The sequence below is a fragment of the Halogeometricum sp. CBA1124 genome (genome assembly GCF_009741955.1).
Classification (GTDB): domain Archaea; phylum Halobacteriota; class Halobacteria; order Halobacteriales; family Haloferacaceae; genus Halogeometricum; species Halogeometricum rufum.
Genome location: NZ_WPCD01000118.1, coordinates 1 through 11,351, shown reverse-complemented (window position 1 = coordinate 11,351; position 11,351 = coordinate 1). Strand labels below are relative to the sequence as shown.

Annotated in this window: 10 protein-coding genes and 4 pseudogenes; 9 read left to right on the top strand and 5 right to left on the bottom strand. The window is 68.3% G+C overall.

Going from position 1 to position 11,351, the window contains the following annotated elements:
- Together GJ632_RS13825 and GJ632_RS13820 are read left to right on the top strand one after the other, a co-directional pair.
- A partial coding sequence (locus tag GJ632_RS13825; RefSeq protein ID WP_197428002.1) for a CPBP family intramembrane glutamic endopeptidase occupies positions 1 to 208 on the top strand: 208 nt, incomplete at its 5' end.
- 66 nt (positions 209 to 274) lie between these two features.
- Positions 275 to 601 (top strand): hypothetical protein, encoded by a 327-nt coding sequence (locus GJ632_RS13820; RefSeq protein ID WP_089805199.1) that lies wholly within the window; start codon positions 275 to 277, stop codon positions 599 to 601.
- A 4-nt stretch (positions 602 to 605) separates the two neighbouring features.
- Here GJ632_RS13820 and GJ632_RS13815 read toward each other — a convergent pair whose 3' ends face one another.
- Positions 606 to 1,064, bottom strand: a complete 459-nt coding sequence (locus GJ632_RS13815; protein ID WP_191453266.1) for an MGMT family protein — start codon at positions 1,062 to 1,064, stop codon at positions 606 to 608.
- A gap of 84 nt (positions 1,065 to 1,148) precedes the next feature.
- Between GJ632_RS13815 and trpC the strand changes: the two are divergent.
- The 5 genes and pseudogenes from trpC (at position 1,149) to GJ632_RS13785 (ending at position 5,941) form a co-directional block, all read left to right on the top strand.
- Positions 1,149 to 1,929, top strand: a pseudogene (trpC, locus tag GJ632_RS13810) (indole-3-glycerol phosphate synthase).
- Complete coding sequence (gene trpB / locus GJ632_RS13805) at positions 1,926 to 3,173, top strand: tryptophan synthase subunit beta (RefSeq protein WP_191453265.1); 1,248 nt, start codon at positions 1,926 to 1,928, stop codon at positions 3,171 to 3,173. Before trpC ends, trpB begins: the two are co-directional and overlap by 4 nt.
- A gap of 91 nt (positions 3,174 to 3,264) precedes the next feature.
- Positions 3,265 to 4,058: pseudogene (gene trpA / locus GJ632_RS13800) on the top strand (tryptophan synthase subunit alpha).
- A gap of 38 nt (positions 4,059 to 4,096) precedes the next feature.
- Positions 4,097 to 4,889 (top strand): annotated as a pseudogene (locus tag GJ632_RS13795) (2-amino-3,7-dideoxy-D-threo-hept-6-ulosonate synthase).
- A 296-nt stretch (positions 4,890 to 5,185) separates the two neighbouring features.
- A complete protein-coding gene (locus GJ632_RS13785) occupies positions 5,186 to 5,941 on the top strand; it encodes a DICT sensory domain-containing protein (protein WP_394351809.1) in 756 nt (251 codons plus the stop codon).
- A gap of 190 nt (positions 5,942 to 6,131) precedes the next feature.
- Here GJ632_RS13785 and GJ632_RS13780 read toward each other — a convergent pair whose 3' ends face one another.
- Positions 6,132 to 6,500: an SHOCT domain-containing protein gene (locus GJ632_RS13780; protein ID WP_191453264.1), complete on the bottom strand. Its 369-nt coding sequence runs from the start codon at positions 6,498 to 6,500 to the stop codon at positions 6,132 to 6,134.
- Positions 6,501 to 6,890: 390 nt separating this feature from the next.
- On the opposite strand from GJ632_RS13780, the gene GJ632_RS13775 reads away from it, so the two are divergent.
- Positions 6,891 to 8,075 carry a 3-dehydroquinate synthase II gene (locus tag GJ632_RS13775; protein ID WP_089805211.1) on the top strand — a complete coding sequence of 395 codons (1,185 nt, stop codon included), beginning with the start codon at positions 6,891 to 6,893 and terminating at the stop codon, positions 8,073 to 8,075.
- Positions 8,076 to 8,189: 114 nt separating this feature from the next.
- Here GJ632_RS13775 and GJ632_RS13770 read toward each other — a convergent pair whose 3' ends face one another.
- From GJ632_RS13770 to GJ632_RS13760, 3 genes and pseudogenes are all read right to left on the bottom strand, one after another.
- Positions 8,190 to 8,627 (bottom strand): hypothetical protein, encoded by a 438-nt coding sequence (locus tag GJ632_RS13770; RefSeq protein WP_089805213.1) that lies wholly within the window; start codon positions 8,625 to 8,627, stop codon positions 8,190 to 8,192.
- A gap of 59 nt (positions 8,628 to 8,686) precedes the next feature.
- Entirely contained in the window at positions 8,687 to 9,373 is a 687-nt protein-coding gene (locus tag GJ632_RS13765; RefSeq protein ID WP_191453263.1) for a type I 3-dehydroquinate dehydratase, read from the bottom strand.
- 112 nt (positions 9,374 to 9,485) lie between these two features.
- A pseudogene (locus GJ632_RS13760) lies at positions 9,486 to 10,449 on the bottom strand (transcription initiation factor IIB family protein).
- A gap of 310 nt (positions 10,450 to 10,759) precedes the next feature.
- Here GJ632_RS13760 and GJ632_RS13755 point away from each other — a divergent pair.
- Positions 10,760 to 11,351: helical backbone metal receptor (locus GJ632_RS13755; RefSeq protein ID WP_191453262.1), on the top strand; the 592-nt coding region annotated here is incomplete at its 3' end.

Genomic DNA, 11,351 nt, shown 5'->3' with positions numbered 1-11,351 from the left:
CGCCGCGTTCGCCCTCGGCCACGGCGCGCAGGGCCGTCTCGGCGTCCTCGTCACCGGCGGACTGGGGTTCGTCCTCGCGGCGGGGTTCGTCCTCACCGGGAGCCTGTTCGTCGTCGTCGTCGCCCACTACCTCGTGAACGCGCTGGAGTTCGTCGTCCACGAGGGACTCGGCGTCGAGTGGGGCGGCGGCGCGGACGGAGTCGAGTGACCGCACCGTCGCGAGGGACTGACGCGCGTCCCAACGACTTTACGGGCCGTCTGCGTCGGTCACGGTATGTCGTCATCGGAACAGCGGATCGGTCAGGTCGTCCTCGGACTCTTCTTGGTCCTGATACTGGCCTCGCTCCTGTTCGACAACGCGCTGGTGGACCTCCTCGTGGAGATCGGGTTCGCGCTCGTGGCGTTCTACTTCGGCTACACGACGTACATGGACGGCAGTTACCCCGAGGGACCGACGAAGACCGGCACCGCGGCGGCGTTCATCCTCGCCGGTATCGCGCAACTCGGCTTTCTCGTCACGAACCTCACAGCCGTGAACCTGGTCGGGACGGTGTGCTTCGTCGGCGGCTTCATCGGCTACGTGCTGTTGAACCGTCGCTGACGAGTCAGTCGCGTTCGACGCCGCGGAGTCGGCGGGACACCTCGTCGGGCGTCGCGCCCGACGCGTCCTCGACCCGGTGGTCCGGGACGAACAGGGGGACGGGGTTCTCGCGAAGGGCCGTCCGCGCCGTCGCCACGTCGTCGTCGTCCTCCGGATCCATGCCGGCCATGCGAACCACGCGCCGGAAGTCGACCGTCTCGCCGTACGGGAGTTTCCGTACCGCGTCGAGGACGCGCCGGTGGTCGGTGGGGACGGTCAGCGCGACGGGCACGTCGTCGAAGTGGTCCTCGTCGCCGTCGAGGTAGGCGAACGCCCGGTCGAGAAGCGGGTGGTCCGCGTCGGCGTCCGCGGGAGCGGTCTCGGGGAACGAGACGCTGATGACGTTCCCGCTGGCGACGCCTATCTGTATCGCTCGCCCGAGTCGGTCGGAGTCGCGGGCGAAGACGCCTGCGTCCACGTTCATGACCTCGGCTTGGCCGCGCCCACTCTTGAACCTTGACGACGACACGCAAGCCTTATGTGCAAATAAGTCCGTTAATGCACAACGATGAACGCTAGTGAGGATTCACTCGCGCCCGAGGTCCGGTCTATCCTCGACGCCGCGCGAGAGCGACCCGGCGGCGACGAACGCGTGGCCGTCGCGGCGCGGTCGTTCCCCGACGCGTCGCGGAGGCGGAGGCCGAGGGTCGCGTCCCCGTCGTCGCGGAGGTAAAGCCCACCAGTCCGACGACGGCGGGCGAACGCACCGACGACCCGGTGGAACTGGCCCGCGAGATGGTCGCGGGCGGCGCGACGGCGCTCTCCGTCCTGACCGAACCGGAGCACTTCGGGGGGTCCACGGAGAACCTCCGGCGCATCCGCGAGGCGGTTGACGTGCCGGTGCTTCGCAAGGACTTCCTCGTGACGGAGTCGCAGTTGGACGCCGTCGCGGCCGACCTGGTGCTGGTCATCGCCCGGTTCGTCGGCGACGACCTCTCGGACCTCGTCTCGGCGGCGCGAGAGCGCGGCTTCCAGCCCCTCGTGGAGGTTCACGACCGCGCGGAACTCGAACGCGCCCTCGACGCGGGAGCGAGATAATCGGCGTGAACAACCGCGACCTGGCGAAGTTGGAGGTGGACCTCGAAACGTTCGAGTCCGTCGCGCCCCACGTCCCCGACGACGTGACGCTTCTCGCCGAGAGCGGCGTGACGACCACCGCGGACGCGCGCCGGATGCGGGCCGCGGGCGCGGACGCACTCCTCATCGGCACGGCCATCATGGACGGCGACGCGCGCGCGAACACGGAGCGATTCACACAGGCGACAGCGGAGACGGAGACATCAGAATGAGCAAGACGACGTTCGACGGCAAGTTCGGCGACTACGGCGGACAGTACGTTCCCGAGGCGCTCATGCCCGCCATCGAGGAACTGGAAGACGCGTACGAGCGGTACGTGTTGGAGAACGAGGACGGCTTCATGGACGAGTTCCGGCGACGGCTCCGGGACTTCGGCGGGCGGCCGACGCCGACACAGTACGCCGAACGCCTCTCGGAGCGGTACGACCGCGACGTGTACATGAAGCGCGAGGACCTCCTGCACGGCGGCGCGCACAAACTCAACAACGCCCTCGGGCAGGTCCTCCTCGCGAAGTACATGGGCAAAGAGCGCATCGTCGCGGAGACGGGCGCGGGACAGCACGGGACGGCGACGGCGATGGCCGCCGCACATCTCGACGTGCCCTGCGAGGTGTACATGGGCGAACGCGACATCAACCGCCAGCGTCCCAACGTCTTCAGGATGCGGCTCAACGGCTCCGAGGTGAACCCGGTCACCGTCGGCCGCGGGACGCTGAAGGAGGCCATCTCCGAGACGATGCGCGACTGGGCGACGAACGTGGAGAACACCCACTACGTCATCGGGAGTATCGTCGGTCCGCACCCGTTCCCAGCGATGGTCCGAGACTTCCAGTCGGTCATCTCCGAGGAGGCGCGCGAGCAGATGCGCGACCGAGCGGGGACGCTCCCGGACTCCGTCCTCGCCTGCGCGGGCGGCGGGTCCAACACCATGGGCGCGTTCGCGGAGTTCGTCGACGACGAGGGCGTCGACCTGTACGCCGTCGAAGCCGGCGGCTCCACGCTCGAAGTCGACGAGGAGGCGGGCGTCGCGCCTAACTCCGCGTCGCTGTCGACGGGGTCGGAGGGCGTCCTCCACGGCGCGCGGACCAAACTCCTGCAGGACCGCGACGGCCAGATAATGGAGAGCCACAGCGTCTCCTCCGGACTGGACTACGCGGGCGTCGGCCCCGAACTCGCCTACCTCGTCGACGAGGGGCGCGTTCGGGCGGTGAACGTGGACGACGACGACGCGCTCACCGCCTTCCACCGCCTCTCCCAACTGGAGGGGGTAATCCCCGCCCTGGAGACGGCGCACGCGTTCGCCTACCTCGAAGCCCACCACGAGGAACTGGGCGACACCGTGCTGGTGAACGTCTCGGGCCGCGGCGACAAGGACCTCGAATCGGTCATCGAGGAGACGGCGCAGCGAGATATCGACATCGCGCCGGACATGGACGCGTTCGCGGGGGGGTTCTGAGATGGGCAACCCCGAACTCGACGCCGCCTTCGCGGACGCGGCGGCGTTCGTCCCCTACCTCGCCGCGGGCGACCCGGACTTCGAGTCGTCGATAGCGTACGTCGAGGCCCTCGAACGCGGCGGGGCCGACGTCATCGAACTCGGCCTGCCGTTCTCCGAGCCCATCGCCGAGGGGCCGACGATTCAGGAGGCCGTCGTGCGGTCGCTGGAGGGCGGCATGACGCCCGACCGCTTCTTCGAGTTCGTCGAGGCCCTCGACGTGGACGTGCCGTTGGTCTGCATGACCTACTACAACCTCATCTACCGGTACGGGGGCAGCGAGGCGCAACGCGACTCGAACGCGAGCGGCGAAGCCGCGAGCAAGGGGCCGCGGCCGTTCGTCGAGAAGGCCGCCGAAGTCGGTCTGTCGGGCTTCGTCGTCCCGGACCTGCCCGCCGAAGAGGCCGGCCCCTGCGGGAGGCGTGCGACGAGTTCGGACTGGACCTCGTGTTCATCGTCGCGCCGACGACGACGGGCGACCGACTCGCCCGCATCATGGAACAGGTGTCCGGCTACGTCTACGTGCAGGCGCGCCTCGGGGTCACGGGCGCGCAGGACGACGTCTCCGGACAGACGGAGTCGAGCCTCGACCGCCTCAGCGAGTACGACGTGCCGAAGGCAGTCGGCTTCGGCATCAAGACCGGCGACCACGCCGAGCGAATCGTCGCCGCGGGCGCCGACGGCATCATCGTCGGGAGCGCACTCGTCGACATCGTCGCCGAGGGCCACGAGAACGGCGACGACGCCGAGACGGTCGCCGACCGACTGGAGCGGAAGGCGCGCGAACTGAAGGACGGTGCCGAACGCGGATTGGCGCAACGTGCGCCCCAAGCGGAACGCACATAACGGACGATTTGTTACAGACTAACATACCCTCTCCCAACATGGACGTAGGAATCACATCACGACTCGAACGGATATCGACAGGGGGGCGATACCTCGTCGTCCCGATGGACCACGGAATCACGCTCGGCCCGGTGAAGGGCCTCGTCGACCTGGAGACGACGGTCGACGCCATCACCCGCGGCGGTGCGGACGCCGTCCTCACGCAGAAGGGCGTCGCCCGGCGCGTTCACCCGAACAAGAACGGCAAAGGCTACATCGTCCATCTGAACGGCTCGACGGTCATCGGCCCGGACTCGAACGACAAACGGATCACCGGCTCAGTCGAGGAAGCGCTTCGCGTCGCGCCGACGCGTCTCCTTCCACATGAACGTCGGCAGCGAGTTCGAACCCGACCAGATGACGAAACTCGGCGAACTGACGGAGACGGCCCACCAGTTCGGCGTGCCCGTCCTCGCGATGAACTACGCGCGCGGCCGCGACACGGACGAACACGACGCCGAGAACCTCGCTCACGCCGTCCGTCTCGCCGAGGAACTCGGCGCGGACGTGGTGAAGACGGCGTACACGGGCGACGCGGAGACGTTCGACCGCGTCTGCGAGGCGACGCGCCTCCCCGTCGTCATCGCGGGCGGCAGTCGCGGCACCGACTACCAGACGGTCGAGATGGTTCGCGGCGCGATGGACGCCGGCGCCGCGGGCGTCTCGATGGGTCGTTCCATCTTCCAGCACGACGACCCCGAATCCATCACGCGCGCCGTGAGCGCCGTCATCCACCGCGACGAGGACGCGGAGACGGCCCTCCACGAGGCGGGACTCGAACTCGAAGCGTAGGAGCGTCGACGCGGCGTCGCTCCGCCGGCCCTCTTCTCTCCTCAGTCGAGGAGGAACGACGCCAGTTCCTCGCGGGAGGCGTCCGGGCGGTCCTGCATCACCCAGTGGGTCGCCCCGTCGAGTCCGCGCACCTCGCCGCCGTCGTCTGCGAGTCGGTCGGCGTACGAGACTGGTTGGAGTTCGTCGGCGGCGCACCTCGCACTCGACGCCGGCGCGGTCGTACTCGTGTTCGAGACCGTTCGACGGAACCGGCAGTATCAGTCACTTACTTACGATTTCTCGCACAAATTACTGTCGTGAGACTACAGCAGTTCGTCGAATCGGCCGACGAGAGAGCCCTCTCGCTCGTCGTGGTGAATCGGGAGTCGCCGAGGCCGATTCAGACCATGCTCGAAGGGTTGTTCGACGGCCAACCCGTCGAAGTGGACGAGCGACGACTCCCCGACGGGGACGACGACGTGGTTCTCCTCGTCGACGACGGTGAAATCGTTGCCTCCTCGCCGCTGGCGGCGTTACAGGAGTCGATTCTCCTCGTGAACTCCGATCTGTACATCACCGGCACTCGCGCCGCCACCGACGTCGAGATTCCGGACGTCGTCGCGGCCATGGAGAACGTGCGGTTCACGTTGCGGGGGTACCCCGAGTCGAACAAGGAGAAGCTACTGCTCATCACGATTTCGCGGTACATCGAGCGGTTGGCGCTGGAGAGCGACGGCGGCACGCACCGCGCGTCGTTCCAGCGACTCTCCCGCATCGACGACGAACTCGGAACGCGCCGGGTGTACGAACGACTGGCGGCGTCGACGGTGGACACGCACGTCTACGGCGTCCCCGACTGGACGCCGCCGCCGGACTTCGAGGTCACGATGCACGGTGGATGGACGCCGACGTTCCGCGACTCGTGGTTCGTCACCTTCGCCTCGGAGTCCGCGGACGGTCCGCACGCGGCACTCGTCGCGTTGGAAACCGAACCGCGCGTCTGGGACGGGTTCTGGACGTTCGATTCGGGAGACACGCGGCGTATCTCGCGGTACATCGAACGGAGACTGTGACGCACCGCCGCTTCGACCGGAACGCACTTCGATATAGCGCGATGCGATACATACAATATCGACAGAACTTCTCTGTAGAGAGGATTCCCCCACGAGGAGACTGAACGGCGTGTCGTCGTGAAGCGGTCCGACCGCGTGGCCCGATGCGAGGGCACGGCACGGCGTCGACTGCCGTCCGCCGCCTCGGAAGCTACGAATCCCGTTCCAGCGCCTCCCGGCGGTTCTCGTACTCCTCCTCGGTCAGGTCGCCGCGCGCGTACGCGAGTCGGAGTTCTTCGAGGGCGGCGTCGCCGCCGTTCGACGACCCCGCGACGGCACGATAGACGAGGTAGCCGACGCCGGCGAGGACGGCCAGGAACAGCAGTTGCACGCCGACGCCGACGAGGGGCATCCACGCCGGAGCGCCGCCGCCCCACGTTCCGCCCCACATCCCTCCGCGCATCATCGACCCGTACCCCATCATCCCGAACCCCATGAACAGGGCCGGAAGCAGGACGAGTGCGCCGAGTGCGACGAGGGCGAGCGCGACGAGCCGTCGGTCTGTCGTATTCGTGGACATGATGGTCACCTGAACCCCGGTGGGACCGGGGTCTCACCTAGTACTACACCGTCCCGATTCAATGCAGTTGCCGTTACGTACCCACAGCGAGCGGTGGCCGTGAGCTTCGAATCCAAAGCCACACGCGTTGATTCGTTCGCACACACGGAGTCGCGTCCGACACGAAAATGCCGTCGGCGACGAGAGCAGTCTGTGGTCCCCTGGTCGTCCTCACCGACGAAAACACCGTCTCGGCCGGTTCTCCGCCGGGTCTGCGCTCCTTGCCGAAACCGGTCGGAAATAGTGAATAAACCGGCTGTCGCGATATAGAATCGTCCGTGCGGCCCTCGCGCCACGGCAAACCTCGGGAGAGTCGCCACGCTTTAACCCCGCCCCCGACTCTCTCCGACGATGACACGGAGCGTCTGGCTGAAGGCCGACGACAGCGTCGGCGACTGGGAGGCGCGGAAGCGACGGATAACCGCCGGTCTCGAATCGGGCGTCGATTGGGTGCTCGTCGACGAGTCGGACGTCGAACGCGTGCGGTCGTTGGGCGACGTGAACGTGGCCGCCTTCAGGACGGACGCAGACGCGAGCCTCATCGACGACGTGGAAGAGGCGGAGGGCGGCGACGACGGGGCCGTCGCCGACGCCTACGTCGTCGGGAAGAACGGCGAGGGCGACGGCACCGTCGACCTGCCGGGCGACTTCTCCGGGTCCGCGGACATGACGACGCTCCGACGCGAGGACGACCGGGCCAACGCGGCGTACGTCCGCATCCTCTCGAAGGACCACGAGACGTTCGCCGAGGCGGCCGCACAGGACGCCGACTACACCATCGTCGTCGGCGAGGACTGGACCATCATCCCCCTCGAGAACCTCATCGCGCGCATCGGCGAGGAGACGGACCTCATCGCCGGCGTCACCACCGCCGAGGAGGCGCGGACGGCGTTCGAGACGCTCGAACTCGGCGCGGACGGCGTCCTCCTCGACAGCGACGACCCCGACGAGATTCGCAAGACCGTCGAGGTCCGCGAGGCGGCCGAACGCGAGTCGCTCGACCTCCAGTGGGCCGAGGTGACGGCCGTCGAACGCACGGGGATGGCCGACCGCGTCTGCGTCGACACGGGCAACCTGATGGAACACGACGAGGGAATGCTCGTCGGGAGCATGGGCCGCGGCCTGTTCTTCGTCCACGCGGAGACGGCCGAGTCGCCGTACGTCGCCTCCCGGCCGTTCCGGGTCAACGCCGGCGCCGTCCACGCCTACGTCCGGACGCCCGAGGGCGGCACGAAGTACCTATCGGAACTGAAGAGCGGTGACGAGGTGCAGGTCGTCGACACCGAGGGTCGGACCCGCGAGGCCATCGTCGGCCGCGTGAAGATAGAGAAGCGACCGATGTTCCGCGTCGAGGCCGAGGTGGAGGACGACCGCGTCGAGACGTTGCTCCAGAACGCCGAGACCATCAAGGTGCAGACGCGCGAGGGCCGGACGGCGGTGACGGACCTCGAACCCGGCGACGAGATTCTGCTCTACTACGAGGACACCGCGCGCCACTTCGGCGAGGCGGTCGAAGAGAGCATCATCGAGAAGTAGTCGAGCCGACCGCCCGCGCTCCGCTTCGCTCCGTTCTCGCGACGGCCGGACCGATTCTCCTCGCGACGTGACGCCGCCGAGAGCGCGGACTGCGCTCCCGTCGTGCCGCCTCGCTCACTCCGCCTTCGACCGTCCCTCGTCGGCGTCGAACTCCGCCGGCGAACGCGGTTCGTGTCCGAACTCGGTCGCACACCACGGACAGAACGTCATCTCCGGGTCGAGTTCGCCGCGGCAGGCGGGACACCGCACGCCGTCGTCCGTCTGCGGACCGCGCACGCCGACGTAGTAGGCGTCGAACGTGCTGAGAAAGAGGAGGACGAACAGCGGTGCCGTCACCACGGACGGCAGGTCACCGATGGACTCCCACGTGAGCGCCGCGGGGTCGGTGAACACGGAGAGGAGGACCAATCCGACGCCGAGGACGAACGTGAACCACGCCACGGCGCGTCGCCACTCGCGGAGGTAGACGTGTCCCGCGCCGGCGATGCCGACGCTCGCGCCGACGACGCCCACGACTGCGGCCACCACCGCGCGACGGCGTGTATCCGACATGTGCGTCTTCGGTATCCTCGCTCCTTCTTAAGTGTCGGGTTTTCGCCGACGCCGCCGTCTCAGCGGCTCCCGAGTCGCTCGACGAGGCGCGCCAGCGTCGCGAGGTCGTACTGGCCCGGCGCCGTCGCCTCGTCCTCGTGGACCGGCGCGTAGCCTATCTTCGACCCGTAGACGGGCGCGACGGCACGCGTGTGCCGGCCAGCCTCGCCCATGCCCATCGTGGCGACGGCGTCGCCCCACGCCGTCGCGGCGTGCGTCGCCTCCAGCAGTCTGAGTGCGTCGCTCCGGCTGGTGGTGGTGACGGCGACTTTCCCCACGTCCCCGACGCTCGCCGCCTCGTGCAGCAGGCCTCGGAGTTCCGACGTGGCGGGCGTTCGCTCGAAGTCGTGGACGGAGGCGACGACGGCGGCATCCGCCTCGCGGGCGCGTTCCGCGGCGCTCACGCCGCGTCTCGTCTCCAACGCGTCGAGTTCCACGTCCACCGCGGCGACGGCGTCGTACCGGGCCGCGCGTTCGAGCGACGCGAGTCGGGCCTCCTCGTCCGCCTCGGACTCGCCGCCCTCCCACGACGCCCGGTTCGTCGCCAGGACCGGCAGGCGCCCGTCGTAGTCGTCGAGTTCGACGAACGGGTCCGCGGCGAGGTCCATGCGGAACTCGACCGCGTCGGCGTGGTCGCGCGCCGCGGGTTCGGCGTCGAGCGTCGCGGTACTCGCCGCGAGGACGAACGAGTCGAACGAGAGAGACATGCGACAGTGTGGCACGTCCCGGAACTAAACCCTTTCTCGACGGCGCGAGGGCTCGGCGGGGCGAAGAAATCGAGAAACGGCGTGCGCTCGCGACGAACGAGAGCGGCCGAACTCAGGCGAGGCCGAGGCTCTCCTCGGCTTCGAGCAGTTCGTGGTAGCGGTTGCGGATGGTCACTTCGGAGATGTCGGCGACGTCGCTGACGGCGGCCTGCGTCGTCTTCTCGTTCGTGAGGAGGGCCGCGGCGTAGACGGCGGCGGCCGCGAGGCCGACGGGCGACTTGCCCGAGTGGACGCCCTTCTCCTTGGCGTTCTTCAGGAGTTGGCGGGCGCGCATCTTCGACTCGTCGGAGAGGCCGAGTTCCGACCCGAAGCGCGGGACGTACTGCTCGGGGTCGGCGGGCTTGACCTCCAGCGAGAGTTCGCGGGCGATGTAGCGGTAGGTGCGGGCGACTTCGCTCTTCTCGACGCGAGAGACCTCCGAAATCTCGTCCAGCGAGCGCGGGACGCCGGCCATCCGGGCGGCCGCGTAGACGCAGGAGGTGGCGACGCCCTCGATGGAGCGGCCGGGGAGCAGGTCGTCGTCCAGCGCGCGGCGGTAGATGACAGAGGCCGTCTCGCGGACGTTCTCCGGCAGACCCAGCGCCGACGCCATCCGGTCTATCTCGCCGAGCGCCTGCTTCAGGTTGCGCTCTTTGGAGTCGCGCGTGCGGAAGCGCTCGTTCCACTTGCGCAGACGCTGCATCTTCTGGCGCTGGTTCGACGACAGCGAGTTGCCGTAGGCGTCGCGGTCGCGCCAGTCGATGTTGGTCGACAGCCCCTTGTCGTGCATCGTGTTCGTCGTCGGCGCGCGCGCGGGACTTCTGGTCCTTCTCCGCGGCGTCGAACGCGCGCCATTCCGGCCCGCGGTCCACGGAGTCTTCGGTGACGACGAGGCCGCAGTCGGCGCAGACGGTCTCGCCGTGTTCGTCGTCGACGACGACGTTGCCGTCGCACTCGGGACAGGAGAGGTCCTCGCTCGTGTTCTCCGACTCGGACTCGGTCTCCTCCTCGTCCTGCCGACCCCACTTCTGGCCCATCGACTGTCGGTTCTCGCTCTCGTTACTCTCGCTTCGTTGCTCTCTCGTTCTCGCGTTCCGGCGAGTGAAGGTGCTCTTCTCGCTCATGGATGTATGCGACGAATGCTCCAGAGCGCAGACACGGCTGCGGAAAAGGCCCGGAGCGTTCCGTACCTCATAGACCGACGACGAGTATATAAGACGTTCGGAATCGTTCGCGCGAACGGAACGCACAGCCTCTCGAATCGGCGTTTGTGAACGAATGTCGTACACGTTTATATACGACTTGCGACGCGGAACACACTTCGGCGGCGAGGGCAGTCGTTCTCCTATGGCAGAGCGCACCAGTGACGGCGCGGCGTCGACGCCGCGGGTCGTCTCCCTCGCCCCGAGTTCGACGGCGAACCTGACCGCGATGGGTGCCGGTGACCGTCTCGTCGGCGTGACCACGCACTGCGACGCCGACGCGCCGGTCGTCGGCGGGTGGTTGAACCCCGACTACGACCGCATCGCCGAGAGAGCGCCGGACCTCGTCTGCACCAGCGACGCCCTCCAGTCCGCCGTCCGGGACGAACTTCGGGACCGAGGGTACGATGTGTGCCACGTCGAACCCGCGCGGTTGACCGACGTGCTGGCGTCGTTCGAGACGCTGGGTGATGCCGTCGGCCGACCGGACGCCGGGCGGCGACTCGCCGCCGACTGTCGGGACCGACTCGCGGCCGTCGACGCGCGCACGCCCGACAGCGGCGACCGACCGGTCGTCTACTGCGAGGAGTGGTCGGACCCGCCGATGGCCGCGGGCAACTGGGTCCCCGACGCCGTCAGGGCGGCGGGCGGCACCTGCCCGTTCGTCGACCCGGGCGAACGCTCGCGGGAGGTGTCCCGCGAGGTGGTCCAGGCCGCCGACCCCGACCACGTCGCGG